Here is a 25,906-nt window from a genome sequence, read left to right as displayed (position 1 = left end):
GGTGAGGGAGAATTGAGAACGGTATATGCAGCAACACAAGGGCAAAAAGATTATATTCACTCGTTAATTGAGCAATTTTATACAAACATTTTTCCTAATTATTTTACCGATCAAGAAATTTTTAATTTAGAAAATTTAGGCGTCCTATCATTTAATCCAGATATGTATAATGGCACATTAAAAGAGGCGTTTTCCATTATTTCTTCTTTGCAATCATTAATGGCGATTATTGAATCGCTGCCGTCTGAAAAAATTCCAATGCGCTATCAAACGCTTTTTCAACGAAATGTCGCTCTATTAGAAAAACATGGAATTAGTTTTCCGCTCACCATTGATCATTTTAAGCAAAAAAAAGATGAGTATATAAGCATCTATAAAAAACCGCTTCATTCATGGGTAATGTAAAGAAGCCTTCGATTCGAAGGCTTCTATTGAAGTTTTTCAAACCATTTACGAAATACCGGCTCTTCGTAATAACCTTGTATGCGTGCTACTTCTTTTCCGTTTTCGTAACGAACAATGGTTGGTGTCGCTTCAATTTTATAGGTATCCCAACCTTGTTCAAATTCAAGAAGGTTAAACAGTTTTAAATCAATTCCCATTTCTTTTGCAAGCGGAACGACGATCGGTGTTGTTTTTTTACAGTATTCGCAAGTGGAACTGTAAAAATAAATCGTCATCGTTTCTTTATTGGCAAGAGCTTTTTCTAATTCATCTGGCAAGATGATGTTTTGATAATTTGGGTCATCTAGTTGTTCGATCGTCGCTGGATGTAATTCATCTTTATGAAACGGATTCCCTTTTGCTTTTTCTTTTTGTTGATAAGATGTAATAAATGCAAGCGCAGCAAACAGAGCGACAATAATCGATCCAAAAATGATTAATTTTTTCAATGTCATTTCCCTTCTTTCTCTGTGCGAATAATGAAATAACTGAGCAAGATAATTAAAATAAATGCCGTTAAAGCAAGAAATGGAATGGTAATAAAGCCGAACCAGTTAATATATTGTCCTGTGCATGGAATCATGCCGCATGATGGAGCATTTTCTTTAAAGAACGGAACTTTTTGAATAAGGTAATGATAAGTAGAGATCGTTCCGCCAATGATGGATAAGACAAGGCTATAGCGAGCCATGTTAAAGTCTTTTCGAACAAATGCCATTCCGAGCAAAATGACTTGCGGATACATAAAAATGCGCTGAAACCAGCAAAGTTCACAAGGAATAAATTTCATAATTTCAGAAAAGTAAAGGCTCCCTAGTGTCGCAATAAGAGAAACTCCCCATGCTGCTAACAAATAATTTTCCCTTCGATTCATCCAAAGCACCTTCTTTTATGCATCGTTTCCTTATCCATTATAGTCAAGAAAAGAAATGGTGTAAATGAATCCCTTTTTTCTGTGTGAGTCAAGTTTTGTAGGAGCCTCTTCCTTCTTTTCTGCCACGGTCTGCCAAAGAATTTGGCAGACTGGGCATGCGAACCGCATGCCAATCCGAACGAAGAACGCTCCACGGACAAATATATTTGTCCGATGGCGTTCTCGTTCGGAAAAAGTGGCAGAAATTACCATAAACATTTTACTCAGTCCCCTTTCCTTCCGCTCGAGGACATATTTGCTAGCCATAACAAGATAAAAAACGTAAATAATAAGGGGCGAAAGGAGAGGATTGCATTGAACAATACGATTGAAAACATTATGACAAAACAAGTGGCAACCGTTACACCGAATCAAACGGTGCAAGAAGCTGCCCAACTGATGAGTCAACATAATGTTGGAGCGATTCCAGTCGTGGAAAATGGTCAAGTAAAAGGAATTTTAACGGACCGCGATATCGCGCTTCGTTCAACGGCACAAGGATTAAATTCTTCGACTTCCGTTTCACAAGTGATGTCGAGTAACGTGATTACAGGCACGCCAAACATGAGCGTAGACGAGGCAGCGAAAATGATGTCCAAAAATCAAATTCGCCGTTTGCCAATTGTTCAAAACAATCAACTATGCGGAATTGTTGCTTTAGGGGATATCGCGACAAACAATGCTTATGATCAGCAAGCTGAACAAGCGTTATCCAACATTTCCGAACCTTCTCAACCTAACGCGTAAACGTGGAGGGGGCTTTCTCACCCAAGTGTGAAAGCTCTCTTTCTTTATAAAGGGGAGGAATTTGTTGGCATTTTAACGAATAGGTTAAAATGATCGAATATTATGGAGGGATAATCGTGAGTTGGCAACATACATATAACCAATGGAAACAAGCGGAACATTTAGACGAAGAATTGAAAGAGCAATTAGAAGCAATGGAACATGATGAAAAGCTCCTCGAAGATTGTTTTTATAAAAATTTAGAATTTGGAACAGGTGGAATGCGCGGCGAAATCGGACCAGGTACGAATCGAATGAACATCTATACGGTTCGGAAAGCGTCAAAAGGATTAGCTCGATATATTGAATCGTTTGGGGAAGAGGCAAAAAAACGAGGGGTCGTGATCGCTTACGATTCTCGGCATAAATCTCCAGAGTTTGCAATGGAGGCGGCAAAAACGATAGCGACACACGGAATTCAAACGTATGTGTTTGATGAATTGCGACCAACGCCGGAATTATCTTTTGCCGTTCGTCATTTACATGCTTTTTCCGGAATTGTCATTACAGCTAGCCATAATCCGCCTGAATATAACGGATATAAAGTATATGGAGAAGATGGGGGACAGCTTCCGCCGCAAACAGCTGATTTAGTGATCCAATACGTCAATGAAGTAGAAAATGAATTGGCCATTCATGTTGAATCGGAAGAGACTTTAAAAGAAAAAGGGCTTATTCGCATCATCGGAGAAGAGATTGACAAAGCATACATAGAAAAGTTAAAAACGATTTCGTTAAATCCACAGTTGGCGCAGGAAGTGGATGTAAAAATCGTATTTACGCCGTTGCATGGGACAGCAAACAAACCTGTGCGGCGCGGATTGGAAGCATTAGGTTATCGAAATGTATTTGTCGTGAAAGAACAAGAGAAACCAGATCCGAATTTTTCAACGGTGAAATCACCAAATCCAGAAGAACATGCAGCTTTTGAGCTGGCCATTCTCCTTGGTCATGAAGTTGATGCGGATTTATTGATTGCCACCGATCCTGATGCGGATCGACTAGGGATCGCGGTGAAAGATAAGAGCGGGGAATACGTTGTCCTGACAGGCAATCAAACAGGCGGACTGCTTCTTCACTACATTCTTTCCCAAAAGAAAGAAAAAGGGCAATTGCCGAAAAACGGTGTTGTTTTAAAAACCATTGTCACATCTGAATTTGGCCGCGCCATCGCTCAATCGTTCGGGTTAGAGACGATCGATACGTTAACAGGTTTTAAATTTATCGGGGAAAAAATGAAGGAGTATGAACAAACAGGACAATATGCATTTCAATTCGGTTATGAAGAAAGCTATGGGTATTTAATTGGTGATTTTGCGCGAGATAAAGATGCTGTGCAAGCTGCGTTGTTAGCTGTTGAAGTGTGCGCGTTTTATAAAAAACAAGGGCTGTCTTTATATGAGGCATTAATGAATTTATTTGAGCAGTATGGATATTATCAGGAAGGTTTACAATCATTAACGTTAAAAGGAAAAGAAGGCGCTGAGCAAATTGAGGCTCTTCTTGCTGCCTTTCGTATGAATCCGCCAACCACTGTCGCAGGTAAAAAAGTAGTCATCATCGAAGATTATAAAACGAGCGAGCGTACGGATGTCCATGCGGGAACGAAAGGTGCGATTACGTTGCCAAAATCGAACGTATTAAAATACATTTTAGAGGACGGTTCTTGGTTTTGCATTCGACCATCGGGAACGGAGCCGAAAGTGAAATTTTATTTTGGGATAAAAGGAAATTCGCTTGAAGCTGGCAAACAACAATTACAAACTCTTACTTCATCCGTAATGGAACAAGTTCAGGCATTGTTGAACGAAACAGCTGGTAAGGCATAAAACGCCTTATCGGTTGTTTTTTTTCAAAACAATCGGTAAGATGAAATCGTTGTCAAAGATTTGTGAAAGGGTGTTGTTCATGTTAAAAGGTCAAGTCGCAATCATTACAGGAGCTTCACGTGGAATTGGCAAAGCGATTGCGCATAAATTAGCTGAGAAAGGTGCGAAATTAGCGCTCGTTGGAAGTTCTGAAGAAATTCATAAAACAGGCGAAGAATTGAAAAAGCAAGGATTTGTTGATGTGGAAACATTTCAAGTCGATGTCGCAAACGAAGAACAAATGAATCGTATGGTGAGCGAAACGATTCAGAAGTTTGGACGAATTGATCTTCTTGTCAACAATGCAGGAATTGGCTTTTTCAAACCTGTTGAAGAAACAACGATCGATGAGTGGAAAAGAGTGTTTGAAGTAAATGTGCAAGGAGTATTTATCGGAACAAAAGCGGTCTTGCCGCACATGAAAAAACAAAAATCAGGTACGATTATTACCATTTCTTCAGATGTTGGACGTTATACGATCCCGAATGGTGCCGCTTATACAGCGACGAAATATGCGGTTCAAGGTTTTTCCGGTTCGCTTGCACAAGAGGTGCGTGAATACGGAATTCGGGTTGGAACGATTAATCCGGGAATGGTTGATACATACTTTGCCAATTCGGTGCAAGGAGCTCCAGAGAAACAAGATTGGTTAAAAGCAGAGGATATCGCTGATGCCGTTGTTTATATGGCGAGTGCGCCGAAACATATGCTCATTGATGAAATTGTTTTGCATCCGCTTATTCAAAAGTATCCGATTGCTTAAAAGAAGGTGAAAAGGCAGGGGCCATTCCCTCCCTTTTCACTTGTTAACGGTAATAAACATGGGGTTCGATCGTTGTTTCTTCTTCGCCTATTTCAAGCGCATGTTCGATATAGCGCAACAGAGCATTTAGACGTTTCTGGACGATCGAATAGTCCTTCTCGAAATTATATGCATGAAGAAAGTGTTCGATTTTTTTGGAAAGTAAATCATCTTTTGTCCGCACCATTAGAATAAGTAAATTATCCCATTCTGAGCGGTACGTGTAGTATAGCGCTTTGTCATAATCAATGGTGTTCAAGGTTGGGCCTCCTTATCGTGAGGAGATATCATTAGTTTGCGATGAATACGCTGTTTTTTTCACTGTAAATGTTGTGTGAATTGGCAATGCAAATGGAGGAGAAACTATGAGTAATTTCGTCGCTTATTATGAGTCACCGATTGGATGGATCGAAATTCAAGGCACAGACGAAGGAATTGGAGGCATTTACTTTGTAGAAAAACCGCAACCATCGAGCGAAAATATTCCTTCGTGCATCAAGCAATGCGTAATGGAATTGGACGAGTATTTTCAAAAGAAACGAGCAACATTTTCGGTCCCTCTTCATTTAAACGGAACAGAATTTCAAAAACGTGTATGGAAAAAACTTTTAGAAATTCCTTATGGCGAAGTGATTTCTTATGGGGAGATTGCAAAAAGCATCAATCATCCAAAAGCGGTAAGGGCGGTCGGAAACGCTGTTGGACAAAATCCGATTAGCATTATTGTTCCTTGTCATCGGGTCGTTCGTGCAGGCGGCAAACTAGGCGGATACGCTTGGGGAACGCAACGGAAAGAATGGTTGTTAAGGCATGAGAAAAGCTGACTTCGATCAGTCAAAGTCAGCTCTTTTCTTACTTATTTCATGTTGCCAAGCAACCATTTCGCGTATGGAGAGTTGGCCGGAAGAATGACGACGGTGTCTTCGCCAATCGTCTTTTTATACGATTCCAACGTCCGATAAAATTGATAAAAATCCGGATCTTTTGCGAACGTTTCATTATAGATGCGGGCCGCTTCCCGTTCTCCGAATGCGCGAATCCGCTCGGCATCCGCTTGTGCCTTCGCTAGCATCTCTTTTACTTCTCGATCGGTTTGGGCGATAATGCGTTGCTTCTGCGCATCTCCCATCGATAAGTATTCTTGCGCTTTTGATTCGCGCTCCGAAATCATGCGCTTATATACGGACTTCTCATTTTCAGCTGGGAGATCGATTCGTTTAATTCGGACATCGACGACGTTAATGCCGTAGCGATCTTGTTCTAAAAGTTCGTTCACTTTTTCTGTGATTTGATCGTTTAAGCTGCCTCTTGATGATTTTTCGTCGTTAATAATTTCATCATAGTTCAATCTTCCGAGCTCGGTCCGAACAATGGAGAAAATAAACTCATCCATCTTTGACTCGGCATTTTCTAATGTACGAGCGTTTTGAATCATTTCTTTCGGATTTTTAATTTCCCATACCGCGTAGTGGTTCACGAGTATTCGTTTTTTGTCTTTCGTATTAATTTCCGCTTCGGCTACATCGTAAAACATTTGCGCTTTTGGCAATGTTGTAACGGATTGGATAAACGGAATTTTAAAATATAAGCCGGGCTGTTGATCGATGCGCACAATTTCTCCAAATTGGCGAACGACTTTATATTCGTTTTCCTTAACGATGTAAACGTTGCTGAGAAGAATGACGAGTAAAATGATCGCCAATACGATCCAAATAACGAATCGAAATAGCTTCGGCTGTTTTGGTTTCTTCTCATCAAGAGAAACGATGTTTGTTGAATCGTTGGACGTTGTCATTGACCGTCACTTCCTTTCTGTGAGGATGTTTTCGGCATCGGATTGATTGGTAAATATTTCATTGTGTTTCCATCGTCGTTCATAATATAAATTTGCGTGTATGGTAACACTTCTTCTAACGTTTCAAGCATTAAACGATGTTTCGTGATTTCTTTGGAATTTTTATACTCTTCGTATAATGCATTGAATTTGGCGACATCTCCACGTGCTTTCTCGATCCGAGCGACTTTGTCTCCCTCTGCTTGTGAAATAAGTGCATCTTTTTCTCCTTCTGCCTCTTTCGTGCGTTTATTTCGATATTTATTCGCTTCGTTAATTTTGGTGTTCATGGTCTCTCTTGCATCGGTCACATTCGTAAAGGCTTTTCGCACTTCATCATTTGGCAGATCCACATCTTGCAATTTAACAGCCAATATCGAGATGCCAATATCGTACTTTTTCATTAACGTTGTTAACAGCTCTCTTACTTCTGCTTCAATTTGTGCTTTTCCGGATGTCAATGCATCATCAATTTTCGAACTGCCAATCACGCTTCTTAACGAAGCGGATGTCGCGTTATACAAGATTTTCTCTGGTTCATAGGAACGGTATAAAAATTTCGATGGTTCTGTAATTTTCCATTGCACCACCATATCCGCAAGAACGATATTTTCGTCCCCCGTAATCATCTTTGTGTCTTTTTGATATTCTTCTACCACTTTCCCGCCTTCCTCTTTATATCCAAACTGCAAGCTAAATGTTTCTTTTGACAATTTCTTTACGGATTGTATCGGCCACGGCAATTTGAAATGTAGCCCAGGAGTGCTGACTTCCTCGTCGATCTTTCCGAATGTTAAAATGACGGCCTGTTCTGATTCATCGACGGTATACCATGTCGTCAAGCCAGCAATGACTACAACAATCCCGACAAGACCAGCTGCGACAAACATATAAATATTGCGAGCATTTTTAAACATCCACCGATTTCTCCTTCCTTTTAAAACGATAGGTCCGTGTTGCTATTTAATACGCAGAAAGATAAAAAAAGTTTCGAATTTTAACAACCATATTTAATTTGTTTCTCGATATAATTGGTTTAATAGACGTTGTTCAATAATTTTGGTATAAGATGGATAATGATTATGGCGACACATGATGAATATATGTTGATTCAATGTCAATTTGGAAAAATGGATAAGGGGAGAATGAGATTGGGGCTATTCTCTAAGCGGTTGGTCATATCCTTTTTAGTTTGTTTATGGATGCTATATTTAACGGAAGTTTTTACGATAGAGGCTCACGTGATTTCAGGAAACGGAAACCCGGGGCTTTTGATGGTTATGTTCGCTGTATTTTCATTTTTATTTTTTGGAATGGAATTATGGAAAGTCCTTAATCATATGAACATTGCAAAGAGAGGTTGGCTGTTTATAAGCATTGGTTCATTCTGCACTTTAATCATAAGCGCTGTTTTGGAAGCTGCATATGTTATAGACTTAATTAAACAACTCGGAGGGTCTCCATCTAACGTAAATTCCAAAATATACCGTTTTAGCTGGATCAACCAATATACAAATACTTTTTATATTAATGCTTATACGTATATCATCTTTGTTTCAAGTATTGTTTTCATTTGTTCTATACAAAAAATGTTTGCCAAAAGATAAAAAAATTCATTTTGCTTCATAAAGAACAGCAGCAAGGCTTTGTACCATGTTTAACATGTTCACCGAGAAGTCTCTCACCTCTAAACGAAGTGTAGGTGGGAGAGGTTCATGATAATAAATAAAAAAATCTATAGAGAAATTCAGATATAATCAGATAAGCTTCGGACTCAATGTTAATAACACCGAACCTAATGAAAATGAACAAAATTAGAACTGCTATATCCGGAACAAGTTAACTATCCGAAACAAGAATATACGACAACATTTCTTTTTATAAATCAGCATTAGGACACTGAGTTCCTAATGCTGATTCATTTTAATTCCTCTGCGTAATACTGAAGAACTCGTGCAAAAGGTTTTACACTTTCAGGGGAAAGAAGCAGTATTGCATTTATGAGTGTGTGCACAGACTCTCCATACTCCCCCGCACTATATTGAGTTAAGGCATAGAAACAACGTATTCCAATATGATTTGGAAATTCGTCTATTGCACTCTTAAGAATTTGTTTTGAATGTTCTAACTGCCTTACGTTTCTAAGACTTGAACCTAGACATAATAATGTTATGCAGCGTTGTTCAGCAGGTAATCCAAGAGACAGTGCCCTCTCGTAGTAAGGTATCGCATCTTGTTCTTTACCCATAGAATCTAAAGTTAAACCAATTTCTAACTGAACAAAGGGGTTGTCGGCTTCGGTTTTTTCTAATGGAATGAGCAAATCATATGCACTTTGTAAATCGCCCTCTAGACGGCATTTTTTAGCCGATTGTATTAAGTCGGATATATATTCAAGCTTGTGTTCGCTCCTCTCTAAATATAATCTCCCACTTGATTCATATTCCCATTTTCTTCTTTGAATATTGCAATATTACTTTCTGTTAGCCACTCATGCGTTGCTCTGCAGCACCAAAGATTATGAAAGAAATTTTATTCTTCCATGGGATTGAAAAATGTTCATATTAGCTGATTTCATAAAATAACCATTCTGATAATTTTCCACCCATTTTGTTGTATAAAGATTGGGCTACTTTATTATCTTTTGCAGTTTCCCATGTCATAGATGCAAACTCGTTTTCTCGTATGTATTCTAAACAAGCTTGAAATAGTTTTTCCCCAATTTTCTTTCCTCTTGCATTTGGAATGACAAATAAGTCATTTAAAATTGCCTGTCTTTTCACTTTTAAAGTGCTAAAAGTAAAATATAAAGTAGCGAAACCTAATAATTTTCCTTGATGTTCAGCAACAAATTGAATACCAGTTGAAGGATTTTCAAGTAAGTGATTGATCAACCCTTTCAAGTCATTCTCTTTAGGAGCGGGTTGGTTATAAAAACCAACGATATACAGCATCATTAGTTCATATAATTCAGAAATATCTTGCTTAATTGTTGGTCTGATTACTACGTTATCCCTCAATTTTTCCATCTCCTTGATCTTTTTTGTTAATTATATAACAATTATTATTTTTCTGATATTTATTCTTAAACTAAATTTGTCACTAAAATAACAAACCGAATAACATTAAAAAAGCACCAGGATCAAACTGATGCTTTTTTATGGACTGTACTCTTGTTTGTAAAACAAAATCAATGATTGATTTTTTTCGGGATCGTTAAGCTTTTCCAGTTACTAGATTTAAGCTGTTTCGCGATATAGACGATTTGCCCAATATGATAAGAATAATGGTACATTTGTCTTTCAATAGCCTCGATCACCGTATGAGGTTCGCTTCGAATATAAATGATCTGAAGGAGATGTTCTTCTTTCAACGATTCTAAAGCTTTTAAGAATACATCCCATCCTTTATTCCAAACTTCGTATAACTCTTCACGGCTTGAAATGGTATTTTCAAATTCGCCATCCCGATCTCTATATGGCTTTTCACCATCTGAATGTAAAAAATCTGTCCATCGTGAAACCATATTTCCACTCATATGCTTCACAATGACCGCTATACTGTTGGAATGATCATTAGGAAACCAAAATAAGTGTTGATCATCAAGTTGTTCAAATGTCTTTTCTGCTGTCTTTTTCATATCTTCAAACCGTGCCTTAACAACCCTTAAATATTCCGAGGCTACAGACTGATTATTGGACATAGTCGTTTCCCCCTTTAAAGATTTTGTTTAATATTTCTCGTTAAGAATGAGATTCCCTTGTTCAACTAATCTGCTTTTTTAAAGAAGGAGGAATAACATTATAAATACTTCCTTTGCACTGTCCGTCCATCGTAGGTGAACAGCATTGGCTTATTTTCGATCATCGTTTCGATATGCACGGCGCGTCCCCATAACTGATAAATGTATGGAAGCACTTTTTCTAGGTATTTAATATCTAGTTCAACGCTTTCGTACCAATGTTTTAAGTATAGTTCGCCGTTTCGGAAATAATCGCCATCATTGACGGTGATGTACGGGAATCCTCCGTTGACGCGCATGCTCACGAGTTGGTCGCGCACGTTTTCCCAATTTTTATCGACGATTTTGTAGTCTTTGCCTTGTTTTTGGAACAAGTACATATCTTCGCGCATCACGAGTTCTTTTGTTAAATAGTTGCGCAAGAAGGAAATATCCGATTCCAGTTCGCGCACTTCAAAAATCTTTTCACGACCTGACCCTGGTTTCACGCCGCGCTCTTTCATTTCTTCCGTTGGATTGTTCCAACGTTCTTCGATGTCTTCAAAAATTTTTAAGCCTAAATAATATGGATTAATGCTTGTGCGTGATGGCTGGACGACTCCTGCGTTTAACTTCGCAAATTCAATCGCTTCATCAGAAGTTAAGTCCATCTCGCGCAAGATGCGCTGATGCCAGTAAGATGCCCAGCCTTCGTTCATGATTTTCGTCTCCAACTGCGGCCAAAAATAGAGCATTTCTTCGCGCATCATCGTTAAAATATCGCGTTGCCATTCTTCAAGCTCGCGGCTGTATTCTTCGATAAACAACAGCAAATCTTTTTCTGGTTGAGGCGGGAATTTCTTTTTCTTTTTTTTCGGCGGAGTAGATTTTTTTCTGTTTTCTAATGACCATAAATCATCGTATGGTGTCGGATTGATCGTTTCTTCCTCTTCGTAAACTTCCGTATCTTCAAGTGTCCACGAAAGTTTTGGACGAAGCAGGGAAGGATCGATGTGTTCTTGAATCGCTAATACCGCATCTAGAAATTTTTCCACTTCTTGCTTGCCGTATTGATGTTCGTAATGTTTAATGCGTTCGGCTGTTGCGGCCATGCTTTCGACCATATCGCGTTTCGTGTTGCTGAAACGAAAATTGTTTTTGAAAAAATCGCTATGGGCCAATACATGCGCAACAATGAGTTTATTTTGAATCAATGTGTTTGTGTCGAGCAAAAAAGCGTAACACGGATCAGAGTTAATGACTAATTCATAAATTTTGCTTAATCCGAGATCATAATGAAGTTTCATTTTATGAAATTGTTTACCGAAACTCCAATGCGAAAAACGTGTCGGCATTCCGTATGCACCAAACGTGTAAATAATGTCAGCCGGGCAAATTTCGTATCGCATCGGGTAAAAATCTAAACCGAATCCTTTGGCGATTTCCGTAATTTCTTCAATGGCACGTTCAAGTGCGTTTAAATGATCTTGTCGCATCAATCTCCCCCCTTTTTTCTCCTTATCACAATGTATGAAAGGAGAGAAATTTTGATACGTAAGGAATCATTTGTTGATTAAATATTTAATTTGTTATATATTTAACACTGTTAAATATTTATGGTGATAACTAAAAAGGTGAGGGAATGATGAACGAAAAAGAGTTTTCTGTATATGTCGATCGTCTTGAGAATGCTTTTTCGCTGGTGGCCAGGAAGTTAGCAGCCGATTTAGCCAAGCAGGAAATAGGGTTGACGAAACCGCAGTTTTTCGTTTTGAATCTTCTTTCTAAAAGAGGGAAATGTACGGTAAGCGAGTTGGCTGATGAAATGTTTGTCAAGCCAAGTGCGATTACAACGATGATCGATCGTTTGTACAAAAGTGGTCTGGTGTTGCGCGAACGCGATGAAGAGGATCGAAGAGTAGTGTATGTTCAATTATCGGACGAAGGGATGAAGGCGCTAGAAAAAGCGCGATCCGAACGTAGAAAAATCATTGAACGTTATTTAAGCCATTTAGAGTTTGAGGAGCTCAAACAGTTCGTCTATATTTTGGAAAAAATTGTTCAAATGAATTAAAGGAATGAAAGGTGGAAGAGAAAGAATGAACGATCAACAAGTCAGTGCAGCATTGAGTGTAAATCAAGAGCAATCAAGACGGGGAATTTTAATTACAGGATTGCTTGTGGCGATGTTATTTGGAGCGCTGGACGGAACGATTGTCGGGACAGCGCTGCCACGCATTGTGGGAGAACTTGGAGGATTAGGAATGATGGCGTGGTTAACAACGGCTTATATGCTCAGTTCCACAGCTGTTGTGCCGATTGCCGGGAAGTTAGCGGACTTATTAGGAAGAAAGTCCGTTTACGTATCAGGATTGATTATTTTTATTGTCGGTTCAGCCCTTTGCGGTATGGCCGATTCGATGAATCAATTGATTGTGTTCCGAGCGATCCAAGGAATCGGCGGCGGTGTGATGATGCCGATGGCGATGATCGTGATTGGGGATATTTTCACCGGTGAACAGCGTGCAAAATGGCAAGGGGTGTTTGGCGGAGTATTCGGTTTAGCATCCATTCTTGGCCCGCAAATAGGGGGATGGATTGTCGATTCATTAAATTGGAGATGGGTTTTTTACATTAACCTTCCTGTAGGAATGCTTGCGGTTGTTTTAATTGCGATCGGACTTCAAAATCATCGTGTGGCTGGTCCAGTCAAACTCGATCTTGGCGGAATGTTTACGATGGTTGCAGGCGTTGTATCGCTGTTGCTTGCATTGACGTTTGGCGGCGACAAGTATGCTTGGATGTCGTGGCAAATTTTATCGTTGTTTGCTAGTTCCGTTTTATTTTTTGCTTTGTTTGTCATGATTGAACGGAAAGCAGAAGAGCCAATTTTACCGATTCATTTGTTGAAAAATAAAACGTTTGTCGTGTTAAACAGCGTCGGCTTCTTTATGTCAGTTGGAATGTTTGGGGCGATCATGTTCGTTCCGTTGTTTATGCAAGGAATTATCGGAATGAGTCCTTCTGAATCAGGAACGATGATGTTTCCGATGATGTTTGCGCTCATTATCGCAAGTATGATTGGCGGAAGACTCGTTCAAAAAATTGGCGTACGCCGTCAAATTATTGGTGGCATGATTTTAGTCGGCCTCGGCTTTTTCTTGTTGTCGACGATGGATGTAGATACGAAAAAACTCACAGCGATGGGATTTATGGCTGTTTTAGGATTTGGCCTTGGATTTGTTACCCCAGTGATTACGCTTGCCTTACAAGAAGCATTTCCGAAATCACAGCTCGGAGTCGTCACTTCTTCGAGCCAATTTTTCCGTCAAATCGGCGGTACGTTCGGTGCGACGATTTTAGGAGCGGTCATGAACCATCATTCCAAAGACTTATTGAATGAAAAATTTGTTCCATTATTAGAAAAAATGCCGCCGCAAGCGCATGAAATGATGGGGGCATTTAAACAAATGATTGAATCAAATCCGCAAGGGGTCTATTCGATGATCTTGAATCCAGATACATTGAAAAAGATTCCGCAAGCCATGCAGCAAATGTTTGTACCTGTCTTAAAACAAACATTAGTGGAAGCCTTGAGCAATGTCTTCCTTTATGGTCTAATATTCGTAGCGATTGGTTTCCTTCTTGCATTCTTTATTGGCAACATTGCGATTTCAAGAAGTGGGCGTAAACCAAGTTCGATTGAATGATTTGGAGGGATTGACATGATCAAGCGGATCGCTACGGTTGCAGTGTATGTAGAAGATCAACAAAAAGCAAAAGAGTTTTGGACAGAAAAAGTCGGATTCGATGTGGTTGCTGAGCATCCGATGGGACCAAATGCTTTTTGGATCGAGGTGGCACCAAAAGGAGCTCAATCTGCTCTCGTTCTTTATCCGAAAAGCATGATGAAAGATTGGAACGAAAAGAAAGCTTCCATTGTATTTGAAACAGATGACATCTTTGGTACGTATGAAAAAATGAAAGCAAATGGAGTGGAATTTTCAGGAGAACCACAAAAAATGCCATGGGGCACGTTCGCCATTTTTAAAGATTTAGATGGCAACGAGTTTGTGTTGAAAGGATAATGGATGATTCTAAAAGCAATCTCACGAGAGTTGAGATTGCTTTTTATTGTTTCGTCTCATTCGCGGATCGCGGGCGTGATTCTTTTGGCACTTTGCGCTTTTTAAGTTGAATTTCCAACATATCTCGTCATATATATTTATAAACGTTATACTGTTCAATCTAAATGAGAAAAAGAGAAGGAAGGATGAATAATCAACCGTTTGCGCAAGATAAACGAAATTTTTTGTGAAAAATATGCAATTCCTCTTTAAACAAAACGTTCCGTATATTAACATGTATATGAATGTGGTTTTGAAAGCGTTTTAAAATCGTATGGGTTAGAGGAGGATTTTACGTGAAAAAAGCTTGGTGGAAAGAAGCGGTTGCGTATCAAATATATCCGAGAAGTTTTATGGATTCAAACGGAGACGGAATTGGTGATCTGCAAGGAATTATTCAAAAGCTTGATTATTTAAAAGACCTTGGAATCGATGTCATATGGATTTGTCCAATTTATAAGTCGCCAAATGCAGATAATGGATATGATATTAGCGACTATCATGACATTATGGAAGAATTCGGAACGATGAAAGATTTTGATCAATTGCTTGAGGAAATTCATAAACGTGGAATGAAGGTCATTTTAGACCTCGTCATTAATCATACGAGCGATGAGCATCCATGGTTTATTGAATCGCGCTCTTCCCGAGATAATCCAAAACGCGATTGGTACATTTGGCGCGATGGGAAAAATGGGAAAGAACCGAATAACTGGGAAAGCATTTTCGGTGGTTCGGCTTGGGAGTATGACGAAAAAACAGGCCAATACTACTTGCATGTGTTTGCGACAAAGCAGCCTGATTTAAACTGGGAAAACGCAGAAGTTCGCCAAGCGCTTTATGACATGATTAATTGGTGGCTGGATAAAGGAATTGATGGATTCCGTGTCGATGCAATTTCACATATTAAGAAAAAAGAAGGGCTTCCTGATTTGCCAAATCCAAAGGGACTTGATTACGTTCCGTCATTTGATGGGCATATGAACCAAGAAGGAATTATGGAGTATCTTCGTGAGCTCAAAGCGCAAACGTTTGCACGATATGACATTATGACAGTCGGTGAGGCAAACGGAGTAAAAGTGGAACAGGCGGAAGAATGGGTTGGCGAAGAGAACGGTATTTTCAATATGATTTTCCAATTTGAACATCTCGGCCTTTGGGAAAAGGGAACGGATGGCGGGGTGGATGTTCGCAAATTAAAACGAGTATTAACGAAATGGCAAAAAGGATTGGAAAATATCGGTTGGAACGCTCTATTCCTTGAAAACCATGATCAGCCGCGCTCGGTTTCGACATGGGGAAATGACCGTGAATATCTGGTTGAAAGCGCTAAAGCCCTCGGAGCGATGTACTTTTTAATGCAAGGAACACCGTTTATTTACCAAGGACAAGAAATTGGGATGACAAACGTTCGGTTTGAGACGATTGATGAATATGATGATGTTGCGATGAAAAATTATTATCGCATTGAGCGGGCAAAAGGTCGTCCGCATGAAGAAATTATGGAAGTTATTTGGAAAAAAGGGCGTGACAATTCTAGAACGCCGATGCAATGGTCCGATGCGCCAAATGCGGGATTCACGACAGGAAAACCGTGGATGGGTGTGAATGAAAACTATAAAGAAATTAACGTCGAAAAACAGTTGAAAGATCCAAACTCTGTTTTGAATTTTTATAAAAAAATGATTCGTCTGCGTAAAGAGAATGAGGTGTTTGTTTACGGAACATACGATTTAATTTTAGAAAAGGACAAAGCGATTTACGCTTACACGCGTACGCTTGGCAACGAAAAAGCGGTGATTATCGTCAATTTAACCGACAAACCAGCATTATATCGCTATGATGCGCTGAAATTGTCTTCAGACCAACTGGTGCTGCAAAACTATGATGTCAAACCGCACAAAAATGCGACACGTTTCAAGTTAAGACCATACGAAGCGCGCGTTTATTTGATGAAGTAGCATAAAGCCCTTTTCGGCGGTTTCGCTGAAAAGGGCTTTTCGTCTATTTTTCACATTTTCCTCATTCTTTTCTCATTTTGTCTTTTTATATTGAGTGAGAGTGAAATTTGCTGATGTCGGAGGGATAAAATGAAAAAAACGCGCAATCTTCATTTATGGATCGGATTGATTTGTTCTGTATTTCTTTTACTTGAAGCAACAACAGGGCTTTTATTAACGGAGCGTTGGTTGATGGGAATGAAGGGCCATTCTCACGGAGCGCATGGAGAAGGAGATCACGCTCACCATCACCATGGCAAACTAAGCATGATCGATGCGGTGAAAAAAGCGAGTAAATCGGGGGCGTTTTCAATGGATGAAGTCGGCGTTGTGATGAATCATGGAATGTACATGGTCAGATTAAACGACGACAAAGGAACGTTGGTGACCATTGCACCAGATGGAACAGTAGTAAGCAAAGAAGCGAATGCATTTTCTTCTTTTGTGCGGTCGGTTCATGTTGGAAGTCTTGGGATTTGGAATCGCATCATGATTGATGCAGTTGCTATTAGCATCATCATTTTGACAGGAACAGGAATTTATTTATCGGCTAAAATTTTACGAGCGCAAGCAAAAGCAAAACAGAGAAGATTGACGGCATAAAATAAAAAGCACCAGTTTGACGTTTCGGTCATTCGGGTGCTTTTTAGCTAATTTTCTTTGCCGTTTTCGCCGGATATTTTTGCAATTTCCCTGTTCCGTCACAGAGCGAACATTTTTTATGGATGGATAGGCAAATTTTTATTTTCTTTTTACCGAGACATTTTGGACAAATCGTTTTCAACGCCATGAATTTCTCCCCCTTTCTAAACAAAATAAAGAAAACGTTTTCAATTATAGTATACGGCAAAATCATCGTGAATGGTGCAAATAAATATGAACTTTTTGTGTGGAAATCGTTGCATAAAAAAAGAAGGCTGTTCGTTTACAGCCTTCCCTTTCATCGACGTGAATATACTTCATAAATGGCAAACTTCAAGTAATCTCCTTCATCTGCTGCCATTAGTTTCGGATGGTCATATCCTGCACCGCTCCAATGAATTTGGCGTAAAATTTTCTTCGCATCAAAAGCAGCTTCAGCAATCATCTCTTTGAAAAGATCTGCATGAACATGATAAGAGCAGCTTGCGGTTACGAAAAAGCCGCCGTCTTTCACAAGTTTTAATCCGTTTAAATTAATGTCTTTGTATCCAGCCAGCGCTTTTGGAACAGCATGGGCGGATTTTGCGAAAGCAGGTGGGTCAATGATGACGACATCCCATTTTTTTCCTTGTTTTACGCATTCGCGTAAGTAGTCAAACGCATTGGCAACAACAAAGTCGACGTTGGTAAATCCATTTAAAGCCGCATTTCGTTTCGCCGTTTCGATGGCATGTTCGGAAATGTCAACAGCTGTTACATGTTTGGCGCCATATAAACATGCGTTTAACATAAATGAACCTGTATGCGTAAAGCAATCGAGCACCGTTGAATCTTTTGTAATTAACGGTTTAATTGCTGCACGGTTTTGGCGTTGATCAAAGAAAAAGCCCGTCTTTTGTCCATTTTCAATGTCGACAATATATTTGACGCCATTTTCTTCAATTTGCACTTCGGTGTCGCATTCTCCGTACCAAAATCCTTTTTCCTGCTTCAATCCTTCCAATTCACGAACATATACGTCATTACGCAAGTAAATGGCTTTCGGATTAAATACCTCAAGCAATCCTTTTAAAATCCAATCTTTTCGTTTCTCCATTCCAAGCGAAAGAATTTGAACAACGAGCACATCTTCGTATTTATCAACAATGAGGCCCGGTAAAAAGTCCGCTTCTCCATAAATCGCTCGGCAGGAGCGAACGCCAGGAATCATTCGTTCGCGATACGCCCATGCTCTGCGAATCCGTTCGATAAAAAACGCTTCATTTAATTCATCGTTTGGATTTTGCGTCAATACGCGTACAATCATTTGCGATTTTGGATTGATGTAGCCTTTGGCTAAAAAGAACTTTTGATGGTTATATACGTCAACGAAGTCTCCTGGTTCAAAATCTCCTTCAATATAATCCACTTCGCTTTGAAAAATCCATGGGTGACCTTGTTCGAGCCGCTTTTTCCGTTTTCTCTTTAGAAATACTTTTGCCACGTTCTCAACTCCAATATGTATAGTCTCACTATTGTAGCATACATAATCGAAGAGAAAGAAGCAATGGTTAACGATGTAATGAAGGGGACATATATTTTGTGTAGTGCTCATAATATAAGCAAGGATGTGATGAATCATTGACGAAGTTAAAATACATATTGCTTATGATTGCGATCATTGGGCAGTTGATGGGGATTGCTTTATTGTTTTTTAACCGCGTGCTTGCGGCGATCTTTTTTGCATGTGATGGGGTTGCCTTCGTTTGGCTAATCGTAATCTTAATAAAAGAACGTCAACAAGAAAAGAAGGAGATGGATGAACATGATTATCGTGACTACTGATTATGTGCCAGGAAAAGAAATTAAAGAATATAAAGGGTTTGTTAAAGGAAATACCGTTCAATCCAAACATATCGGTAAAGATCTTATGGCAAGCTTTAAAACCATTGTTGGCGGTGAAATTAAAGAGTATACGCAAATGATGGATGAAGCGAGGCAAATTGCGATTGGGCGCATGGTAGAAGAAGCCAAGCAAAAAGGAGCTAACGCGATTATTGGAACAAAGCTGACAACCGCAGCGATTATGGCAAATACATCCGAAATTTTAGCTTATGGCACGGCAGTTGTTGTAGAAGAGTAAAAAGAAATTGTATAAAATTTCTTGACAATGATTTTAAAGCATGGTTATGATAGACTCAAGCCAATAAAAGTGAATAAGAATAAATCGTGAAATCCACTAGGGGGGCCTTTAGATAGGCTGAGATCAAAGTGTGCCTTTGAGACCCTTAGAACCTGATCTGGGTTATACCAGCGTAGGGAAGTGGAGACGGTGCGAAATAGACGCGTATTTTCATTTTTCACATCGTTTGTAACCACTTTCTTTACGCCTTTGTAAAGAAAGTGGTTTTTTTATTTATTCAAATATTCAAAAGTGGGGGAGAGAGTATGTCGTTTTCAGCGCAATTGCGAAAGGAAGTCGATCCGATTTGGAAAGCGAGTTTCCATCATCCATTTGTAAAGGAACTTGGAGAAGGGACGCTTGATTTACGTTGTTTTCGCTATTACGTTTTACAAGATTCGTATTATTTAACTCATTTTGCGAAAGTGCAGGCGCTTGGGGCGGCGATGGCAAATGATTTAAAAATGACGGCGCGCATGGCGCATCATGCACAAAGTACGTATGAAGCCGAACTCAGTTTGCATGAAAATTTTATGAAACAACTAGGCATTACGGATGAAGAAAAAGCTTCATTCGTTCCTGCACCAACCGCCTATGCGTATGTTTCGCATATGTACCGCGCCGCCTTTGCTGGTCATTTTGGCGATATTTTAGCTGCGATTTTGCCTTGTTATTGGTTGTATTACGAAATTGGTGAAAAACTAAAAGAGTGTCGCCCAAAAGAGCCGATTTATCAAAAATGGATTGCAGCATACGGTTCGGATTGGTTTCGTGAATTAGTTGAAGAGCAAATCGCTCGACTCGATGAAATCGCTGAAACCGTCACAGAAGTGGAACGCGAACGGATGAAACAACACTTTTGGATTAGCAGCCAATATGAGTATTTATTTTGGGACATGGCCTATCGTTTAGAAACATGGCCGATTCAAAGAAAGGAGACAGAATGTGATGCAAACGAAAGGATTAAAACTAGCTGATGTGTTAACGACCGTTGTCATTGCGATTGTATTTGGAATTGTGTACAAAGTGTGGGGACCGTTTTATTACTTTGTAAAACCGTTTGGACTTCATCTCGATCAACTGATTTATGGGATGTGGTTTATTGCGGCAACGGTAGCATTTTTAATTATTCGTAAGCCATGGGTGGCGCTGCTTGCTGAAACGGCTGCTGCTTCAGGTGAATTTATTGCTGGTTCCGAATGGGGATTGGAAGTATTGTTTTATGGACTTATTCAAGGATTGTTAGCCGAGCTTGTTTTTGCTGCTTTTCGCTATAAACGTTTTGATGTTTTTGTTGTTTCACTCGCAGCAGCAGCTTCAACGATCGGCTCATTAGTGCTTGATTTTTACAAAGGATATATTGAACAATTAGCCGTATGGAACTTAACGTTATTCATTGGAGCACGCTTTATTGGAGCGATTTTGATTGCAGGTGTGTTTGCTTATTCATTAGTGAAAGCATTGGAAGCGACAGGCGTGACACAAATGGTGCGCCCTGCATCAAAAGAAGATTACGATTCGCTAGAGCGCTAGAAGGTGAATTCATTGGAACGGGTCGCATACGTTGAAAATTTGCGTCTGAAATTTCCGGGAAAAGAGAGACTGCTTTTTAAAGATTTGTCCATTTCCTTTGCGAAAGGAGAAAAAGTGTTGTTGCTCGGACCGTCTGGATGCGGAAAATCAACCTTGCTACAAGTGCTAGCAGGGTTGATTCCTCATTCCATTGAAGTGCCGATGAAAGCGAAAAAAATCAAAATTCCAGAACGGTTCGGTTACGTTTTTCAAGATCCGGATTCACAATTTTGTATGCCGTATGTTGATGAAGAAATTGCGTTTGTTCTAGAAAATTTATGCGTTCCGCGTCATGAAATGAACGAACGCATTCACGATCTTTTAAACCTTGTTCATTTATCGCTTGAAACGCCGCATACAAACATACAAACATTGTCAGGCGGAATGAAGCAAAGGTTAGCTATTGCCTCTGTTTTAGCGCTTGAACCTGACGTTTTGTTTTTAGACGAACCGACCGCTTTGCTTGATGAAGAAGGAACAAAAGCCATTTGGCAAACGATTAAAACACTTGCTGCTGATCGAACGGTTATTATCGTAGAGCATAAAATTGAGTATGTTTTAGATTTTGTCGATCGCATTGTGCTGTTTAACGAAGATGGCGAAATTGTGGCAGATGGAAACGCGCATGAGGTTTTCACCGTATATAAGCAAATGATTGCGGAACAAGGCATTTGGTATCCAAACATATGGGAAGAGTACAAAAAACCAATAACTGCGCAGCAACCATTTCATTCTCCTGTTCCGTTATTGCGCATTGAACACTTGCGCGGCTATCGCCAAAAACAAGAAAAAATTTATGTCGAACATATCACGATTCATTCTGGTGAATGGATCGCAGTGACGGGTGAAAACGGTGCAGGGAAAAGCACGCTTCTCCAAGCGATGATGAAATTAATCCCGACAGATGGAACGTTTGAATGGTGCGGACAACCGCTTCAAAGCGAAAAGCAACTGTTGAAAGAAGTTGCGTTTGTTTTTCAAAATCCAGAATTTCAATTTGTGACCCATTCGGTTTATGATGAAATGGCGTATTCCCTTCGCCTTGAAAAGCGTTCAGAACATGAAGTGAATGAAAAAGTGAACGAACTATTGCAACTGTTTCACTTAACGGAACAAAAAGATGAGCACCCATACCAATTATCGATGGGGCAAAAGCGCCGTTTAAGCGTCGCTGCCTCCATCATTAATAAGCACAAACTTCTTTTGCTCGACGAACCGACGTTTGGACAAGATGCGAAAAATACGTTCGCCTTATTAGAGTGGTTAGAGATGTATCGCCAGCGAGGAACAACGATCGTGATGGTTACGCACGATGAACAAATTGTGAAACATTTTGCGACAAGAAGATGGAAAATTGAAAATGGACGTTTAATTGCAGATGAGCAGCTCGTATCCGAAGAAAAGGCGGACGTCGTTTTCAGCAAGTGAGGGAGGACGGAAAAGAGATGAGAATCAACATTGTTCATCGGGAAACATGGCTTCATCATACAAATCCGAGTGTAAAATTGCTTCTGTTGCTTGTTCTATTTGTTGCAGTCGTATTTATTCATAATCCGAACGTGCTCATCAACTTGACGATTGGATTTTTCATCTTGTTTATCGCCTATACAGGATATCCGTTAAAGTACGTCATGCTCTTTTTCCTCCCTTTTCTTTTTATTTTTATTTCGACCGCTTCTTCCATGATTTTATTCGGTAATGGAGAAACGACTTGGTTTCGTTGGGGAGTGATTCATATTACAGAGGAAAGTTTTTATCGCGGTGTGCATCTCGGATTTCGCGCTCTTATTTTTGCACTCCTTGGTCTGACTTTTGCGCTGACAACCAGACCGGTTTATTTGTTTTATTCTTTGATGCAGCAGCTAAAGTTAAAGCCGAAATATGCGTATAGCTTTTTAGCGGCGGTGCGTCTTGTTCCGATTATGATTGAGGAATTTCAAACCGTTCATCAAGCATTGAAAGTGCGAGGAGTTGCCGATGAGCGTGGCATTCGCGGAAAGTTAGAGCTTATGAAACGATACGCCATTCCGCTTCTGTCGCAAAGCATTCGCCGTGCGCAGCGAATTGCGGTGGCGATGGAAGCAAAGCGATTTACGAATGAAAGGAAGCGGACGTTTTATTACGAGATGAAATTAAGTAAGTATGACGTTCTTTTCTTTTTATATGTGTTGATTGTAACTTTAATCGCTTATTATTTGGCCATTGCTCATCCGTATCTTTTGATTAAGGATGTGCGTTAAATGCGAATTTTATGTCATTTTTTCATCTTGTAGGAGCAATCGAACGTCGTACGAAAACGAAACAGAAGAAGGAGTTGGGGTGAAGATTGATGGTCTATAAAGCGTTGACAATCGCTGGTTCAGATAGCGGTGGGGGAGCAGGAATTCAAGCAGATTTAAAAACATTTCAAGAGCTAGAAGTGTTTGGTATGTCAGCGATTACGGCTGTGACGGCGCAAAATACGCTAGGGGTGCAAGGGGTCTATCCGCTTCCGCTTGAAGCAGTGGCTCAGCAAATTGATTCGGTTGTTGTTGATTTGCGTCCACATGCAGTCAAAACAGGAATGTTATTTAGCAGCAGCATCATTCATCTAGTAGCCAGCAAAATAAAAGAGCATCAATTACAAAACATCGTTGTGGATCCTGTCATGATTGCCAAAGGCGGTGCGCCATTATTGCAAAAAGAAGCAATTGCGTCATTAAAAAGCGAATTGTTGCCGCTCGCCGATGTGATCACGCCAAACATTCCAGAAGCAGAAGTATTGACAGGGATGGAAATTCGCACAATCGATGATCGAAAAGAAGCGGCAAAAGCATTGCATCAGTTAGGAGTCAACTACGTCGTCATGAAAGGCGGACATGGAGACGGCGAGCAGCTTGTGGACTTGCTATATGACGGAGTTCGTTTCTATGAGTGGGTGAGTCCGCGAATCGAAACGAAACATACACATGGGACAGGTTGTACGTTTGCAGCAGCTATAACAGCGCAATTGGCAAAAGGAAAAACCATTTATGAAGCAGTTGACACGGCAAAACAGTTTATCCAAGCGGCCATTGAAGATGAATTAGGAATTGGTCAAGGCCACGGTCCAACGAATCATTGGGCATTCCGTCGCCGCCAACGTTGATCTATATAGGATAGATTCAAGTTGAGTTTCCGACATATCTCATCATGAATAGGAGACCGCTTTTCTGCCTAGCGGCAAGAAAAATCTTGCCGCCTAGGCATGCTTCTAGCGTGCCGATCCCGAACGTAAAACGCATGGCATTTCTGATGGCGTTTTCGTTCGGGAGGATTGGCAGAAAAGCTTGTTCATGTCGGAAAATTAGGTTTATCACATATATTTGTTCATAAAATGTTCACTTCTCCGACAAAAAATTGTGCGATTTGTTTCGTTTTACTATAAAAAAGGTTGTTAAAATGAAAACAAGGAAAAATTGTGCGCTTCATCGGCGAAGGGGGAGAAAAAATGGAAGAGCTTTCAATTACGTTAAACATCACATTTTTCCTAATCTTGTCATTTTTTATCGGAACGGCTATCATCGATTCTTAAGATGCGACTGCATGCTGACTGCAGTCGTTTTCTTTTTTGCTTAAATCTGCTATGATAGTTATAGAAAGTTTGGATAATAATAACAAATATTTGCGCAGGAGAGTGAATATTCGTTGGGAGAGTTGCCTCTGAGTTTGATTATTTTGCTTTTCTTTTTAATTGTTTTATCGGCCTTTTTTTCTTCGGCGGAGACTGCTTTTTCGAGCGTCAATAAGATTCGTTTAAGGAATTATGTTGATGAAAAGAGACGCGGAAGCAAAAAAGCCCTTTATATTACAGAAAACTTTGATCAAGCGTTATCGACGATTTTAGTCGGAAACAACATCGTAAATATTGCGGCAGCATCGATTTCAGCAAAGGTCGCTACCGATCTTTTTGGCGGAAATACAGGATTGGTTATCAGCACGGTGGGAATGACGATTTTGATTTTAATTTTTGGCGAAGTTTTACCAAAATCATTTGCGAAGGAAAATGCTGAAACATTTTCGCTTATGTTTTCGGGCGTTTTATATACATTAATTCAATTGTTCAAACCGATCAATGCCCTTCTTATGTTATTAAAAAAGATGGTGTCTAAATTGTTTGGGCATAAATCAGAAATTCCTTTGGTAACGGAAGAAGAAATTAAAGTCATGGTGGATCTAAGCGAAGAAGAAGGGGTCATTGATAATAAAGAGAAAGAACTTGTCCATCGTTCGCTAGATTTTAATGATATTTTAGTTGGTGAAATTTTCACGCCGCGCATTGATATGGTCGCTGTAGAAGTTAATCAGCCGATCGAGGAAATTCGCGATATTTTTTTAAGGGAACGTTATTCGCGCATTCCTGTATATGAAGGGGATATTGACCATGTCATTGGTATTTTATCAGAGAGTGACTTTTTTAGCCAGCTTGTTCAAGGAAAAGAAGTAAATGTTCGCGAGCTTTTACGGACCCCGTTATTTGTTGTTGAGTCGATGCGAATTTCGACGCTTTTACCGGAATTACAAAAGAGCAAAGTGCACATGGCGATTGTCATTGATGAGTTTGGCGGAACATCTGGATTAATTACATTAGAAGATATTTTGGAACAAATTGTTGGAGAAATATGGGATGAACACGATGAAGCGGTGAAAACATTCCAAAAAATTAATGAGTATGAGTATGAGTTTAATGCGGAATTGCCTCTTGATGAATTTTGTGAAATTATGAATATTGATGAATTAGAAAGTTCATCGCATACGCTAGGCGGTTGGGTGTTTGAAATGTTTGAACGAATTCCCACCGTTGGAGAATCGTTTGATTACGAGTCATTCACTGTAACGGTTCGGCAAGTAGAAAATCGCCGAATTCGTAAAGTGCTCGTCCGCATTCATGAACCGGTAGCCGAAAGTGTATAATAGGTAGCTGAAAGTTTATAAATAGTGAAGGAGAGCTGGAATACGGCTCTTCTTTTTTGTTGACATCTTTTCACCTTTCCTTTACTATGAAGTATGCATTAAAA

At 39.7% G+C, this 25,906-nt stretch carries 30 protein-coding genes and 1 riboswitch; of the genes, 19 read left to right on the top strand and 11 right to left on the bottom strand.

Annotated features, from left to right (window positions below):
- The first annotated feature begins 12 nt into the window (after positions 1-12).
- Positions 13-405, top strand: a complete 393-nt coding sequence (locus EDD69_RS05290) for a DUF5365 family protein (protein ID WP_132947920.1) — start codon at positions 13-15, stop codon at positions 403-405.
- 23 nt (positions 406-428) lie between these two features.
- Here the strand turns inward: EDD69_RS05290 and EDD69_RS05285 are convergent, their stop codons facing one another.
- Positions 429-893, bottom strand: coding sequence for a thioredoxin family protein (locus EDD69_RS05285; protein WP_132947919.1), 465 nt, complete (start codon positions 891-893; stop codon positions 429-431).
- A 2-nt stretch (positions 894-895) separates the two neighbouring features.
- A complete protein-coding gene (locus EDD69_RS05280) occupies positions 896-1,318 on the bottom strand; it encodes a disulfide formation protein C (protein WP_132947918.1) in 423 nt (140 codons plus the stop codon).
- A 378-nt stretch (positions 1,319-1,696) separates the two neighbouring features.
- On the opposite strand from EDD69_RS05280, the gene EDD69_RS05275 reads away from it, so the two are divergent.
- The 3 genes from EDD69_RS05275 (at position 1,697) to EDD69_RS05265 (ending at position 4,774) form a co-directional block, all read left to right on the top strand.
- On the top strand, positions 1,697-2,104 hold the full coding sequence (locus tag EDD69_RS05275) for a CBS domain-containing protein (RefSeq protein WP_132947980.1): 408 nt from the start codon (positions 1,697-1,699) through the stop codon (positions 2,102-2,104).
- A gap of 89 nt (positions 2,105-2,193) precedes the next feature.
- Complete coding sequence (locus tag EDD69_RS05270; protein WP_132947917.1) at positions 2,194-3,972, top strand: phospho-sugar mutase; 1,779 nt, start codon at positions 2,194-2,196, stop codon at positions 3,970-3,972.
- 79 nt (positions 3,973-4,051) lie between these two features.
- A complete protein-coding gene (locus tag EDD69_RS05265) occupies positions 4,052-4,774 on the top strand; it encodes an SDR family oxidoreductase (RefSeq protein ID WP_132947916.1) in 723 nt (240 codons plus the stop codon).
- Positions 4,775-4,817: 43 nt separating this feature from the next.
- Here the strand turns inward: EDD69_RS05265 and EDD69_RS05260 are convergent, their stop codons facing one another.
- Positions 4,818-5,072, bottom strand: a complete 255-nt coding sequence (locus tag EDD69_RS05260) for a YhdB family protein (protein ID WP_132947915.1) — start codon at positions 5,070-5,072, stop codon at positions 4,818-4,820.
- A gap of 106 nt (positions 5,073-5,178) precedes the next feature.
- Here EDD69_RS05260 and EDD69_RS05255 point away from each other — a divergent pair, with 106 nt between their 5' ends.
- Entirely contained in the window at positions 5,179-5,637 is a 459-nt protein-coding gene (locus tag EDD69_RS05255) for a methylated-DNA--[protein]-cysteine S-methyltransferase (RefSeq protein WP_132947914.1), read from the top strand.
- A gap of 32 nt (positions 5,638-5,669) precedes the next feature.
- Here the strand turns inward: EDD69_RS05255 and hflC are convergent, their stop codons facing one another.
- Together hflC and hflK are read right to left on the bottom strand one after the other, a co-directional pair.
- A complete protein-coding gene (hflC, locus tag EDD69_RS05250) occupies positions 5,670-6,608 on the bottom strand; it encodes a protease modulator HflC (RefSeq protein WP_132947913.1) in 939 nt (312 codons plus the stop codon).
- The gene (gene hflK, locus EDD69_RS05245; protein ID WP_132947979.1) at positions 6,605-7,537 is read right to left on the bottom strand and encodes an FtsH protease activity modulator HflK; all 933 of its coding nucleotides are present in this window, start codon (positions 7,535-7,537) and stop codon (positions 6,605-6,607) included. Before hflK ends, hflC begins: the two co-directional genes overlap by 4 nt.
- 192 nt (positions 7,538-7,729) lie before the next feature.
- Here hflK and EDD69_RS05240 point away from each other — a divergent pair, with 192 nt between their 5' ends.
- Positions 7,730-8,254, top strand: a complete 525-nt coding sequence (locus EDD69_RS05240; RefSeq protein ID WP_132947912.1) for a hypothetical protein — start codon at positions 7,730-7,732, stop codon at positions 8,252-8,254.
- A 311-nt stretch (positions 8,255-8,565) separates the two neighbouring features.
- On the opposite strand, the gene EDD69_RS05235 is transcribed toward EDD69_RS05240, so the two are convergent.
- From EDD69_RS05235 to EDD69_RS05220, 4 genes are all read right to left on the bottom strand, one after another.
- Positions 8,566-8,970 (bottom strand): tetratricopeptide repeat protein, encoded by a 405-nt coding sequence (locus EDD69_RS05235; RefSeq protein WP_132947911.1) that lies wholly within the window; start codon positions 8,968-8,970, stop codon positions 8,566-8,568.
- A gap of 241 nt (positions 8,971-9,211) precedes the next feature.
- A complete protein-coding gene (locus EDD69_RS05230) occupies positions 9,212-9,604 on the bottom strand; it encodes a GNAT family N-acetyltransferase (protein WP_424565335.1) in 393 nt (130 codons plus the stop codon).
- Between the two features lie 233 nt (positions 9,605-9,837).
- A complete protein-coding gene (locus tag EDD69_RS05225; RefSeq protein WP_132947909.1) occupies positions 9,838-10,350 on the bottom strand; it encodes a DUF1572 family protein in 513 nt (170 codons plus the stop codon).
- Between the two features lie 98 nt (positions 10,351-10,448).
- Positions 10,449-11,864 (bottom strand): SpoVR family protein, encoded by a 1,416-nt coding sequence (locus tag EDD69_RS05220; protein WP_132947908.1) that lies wholly within the window; start codon positions 11,862-11,864, stop codon positions 10,449-10,451.
- Between the two features lie 149 nt (positions 11,865-12,013).
- On the opposite strand from EDD69_RS05220, the gene EDD69_RS05215 reads away from it, so the two are divergent.
- The 5 genes from EDD69_RS05215 (at position 12,014) to EDD69_RS05195 (ending at position 17,098) form a co-directional block, all read left to right on the top strand.
- Positions 12,014-12,442 carry a MarR family winged helix-turn-helix transcriptional regulator gene (locus tag EDD69_RS05215; RefSeq protein ID WP_132947907.1) on the top strand — a complete coding sequence of 143 codons (429 nt, stop codon included), beginning with the start codon at positions 12,014-12,016 and terminating at the stop codon, positions 12,440-12,442.
- Between the two features lie 25 nt (positions 12,443-12,467).
- The gene (locus EDD69_RS05210) at positions 12,468-14,078 is read left to right on the top strand and encodes an MDR family MFS transporter (RefSeq protein WP_132947906.1); all 1,611 of its coding nucleotides are present in this window, start codon (positions 12,468-12,470) and stop codon (positions 14,076-14,078) included.
- A gap of 15 nt (positions 14,079-14,093) precedes the next feature.
- Positions 14,094-14,456: a VOC family protein gene (locus EDD69_RS05205; RefSeq protein ID WP_132947905.1), complete on the top strand. Its 363-nt coding sequence runs from the start codon at positions 14,094-14,096 to the stop codon at positions 14,454-14,456.
- Positions 14,457-14,791: 335 nt separating this feature from the next.
- Positions 14,792-16,456 (top strand): glycoside hydrolase family 13 protein, encoded by a 1,665-nt coding sequence (locus tag EDD69_RS05200; protein ID WP_132947904.1) that lies wholly within the window; start codon positions 14,792-14,794, stop codon positions 16,454-16,456.
- Between the two features lie 129 nt (positions 16,457-16,585).
- Positions 16,586-17,098 (top strand): PepSY-associated TM helix domain-containing protein, encoded by a 513-nt coding sequence (locus EDD69_RS05195; RefSeq protein ID WP_132947903.1) that lies wholly within the window; start codon positions 16,586-16,588, stop codon positions 17,096-17,098.
- Positions 17,099-17,141: 43 nt separating this feature from the next.
- On the opposite strand, the gene EDD69_RS15260 is transcribed toward EDD69_RS05195, so the two are convergent.
- Both EDD69_RS15260 and EDD69_RS05190 read right to left on the bottom strand, forming a co-directional pair.
- Positions 17,142-17,285: a hypothetical protein gene (locus EDD69_RS15260; protein WP_165871731.1), complete on the bottom strand. Its 144-nt coding sequence runs from the start codon at positions 17,283-17,285 to the stop codon at positions 17,142-17,144.
- 150 nt (positions 17,286-17,435) lie between these two features.
- The gene (locus tag EDD69_RS05190; protein WP_132947902.1) at positions 17,436-18,620 is read right to left on the bottom strand and encodes a class I SAM-dependent rRNA methyltransferase; all 1,185 of its coding nucleotides are present in this window, start codon (positions 18,618-18,620) and stop codon (positions 17,436-17,438) included.
- Positions 18,621-18,757: 137 nt separating this feature from the next.
- Between EDD69_RS05190 and EDD69_RS05185 the strand changes: the two genes are divergently transcribed.
- The 8 genes from EDD69_RS05185 (at position 18,758) to EDD69_RS05150 (ending at position 25,802) form a co-directional block, all read left to right on the top strand.
- Positions 18,758-18,961, top strand: coding sequence for a hypothetical protein (locus EDD69_RS05185; RefSeq protein ID WP_132947901.1), 204 nt, complete (start codon positions 18,758-18,760; stop codon positions 18,959-18,961).
- Positions 18,942-19,259 carry a YbjQ family protein gene (locus tag EDD69_RS05180; RefSeq protein WP_132947978.1) on the top strand — a complete coding sequence of 106 codons (318 nt, stop codon included), beginning with the start codon at positions 18,942-18,944 and terminating at the stop codon, positions 19,257-19,259. Before EDD69_RS05185 ends, EDD69_RS05180 begins: the two co-directional genes overlap by 20 nt.
- Positions 19,260-19,347: 88 nt before the next feature.
- Positions 19,348-19,455, top strand: a riboswitch (TPP riboswitch).
- A 109-nt stretch (positions 19,456-19,564) separates the two neighbouring features.
- Positions 19,565-20,275 (top strand): thiaminase II, encoded by a 711-nt coding sequence (gene tenA / locus EDD69_RS05175; RefSeq protein ID WP_132947900.1) that lies wholly within the window; start codon positions 19,565-19,567, stop codon positions 20,273-20,275.
- Entirely contained in the window at positions 20,247-20,831 is a 585-nt protein-coding gene (locus EDD69_RS05170; RefSeq protein WP_132947977.1) for an ECF transporter S component, read from the top strand. Before tenA ends, EDD69_RS05170 begins: the two co-directional genes overlap by 29 nt.
- A gap of 12 nt (positions 20,832-20,843) precedes the next feature.
- The gene (locus EDD69_RS05165) at positions 20,844-22,298 is read left to right on the top strand and encodes an ABC transporter ATP-binding protein (protein WP_132947899.1); all 1,455 of its coding nucleotides are present in this window, start codon (positions 20,844-20,846) and stop codon (positions 22,296-22,298) included.
- A 17-nt stretch (positions 22,299-22,315) separates the two neighbouring features.
- Positions 22,316-23,110 carry an energy-coupling factor transporter transmembrane component T family protein gene (locus EDD69_RS05160; protein ID WP_132947898.1) on the top strand — a complete coding sequence of 265 codons (795 nt, stop codon included), beginning with the start codon at positions 22,316-22,318 and terminating at the stop codon, positions 23,108-23,110.
- Between the two features lie 89 nt (positions 23,111-23,199).
- A complete protein-coding gene (gene thiD / locus EDD69_RS05155) occupies positions 23,200-23,997 on the top strand; it encodes a bifunctional hydroxymethylpyrimidine kinase/phosphomethylpyrimidine kinase (protein WP_132947897.1) in 798 nt (265 codons plus the stop codon).
- A 539-nt stretch (positions 23,998-24,536) separates the two neighbouring features.
- Entirely contained in the window at positions 24,537-25,802 is a 1,266-nt protein-coding gene (locus EDD69_RS05150) for a hemolysin family protein (RefSeq protein WP_132947896.1), read from the top strand.
- Positions 25,803-25,906: the final 104 nt, after the last annotated feature.

It is taken from the genome of Thermolongibacillus altinsuensis (genome assembly GCF_004341205.1).
Lineage (GTDB): Bacteria > Bacillota > Bacilli > Bacillales > Anoxybacillaceae > Thermolongibacillus > Thermolongibacillus altinsuensis.
Note: the sequence above shows the minus strand (reverse complement) of the source record. Positions and strands in the feature narration are given on the sequence as shown.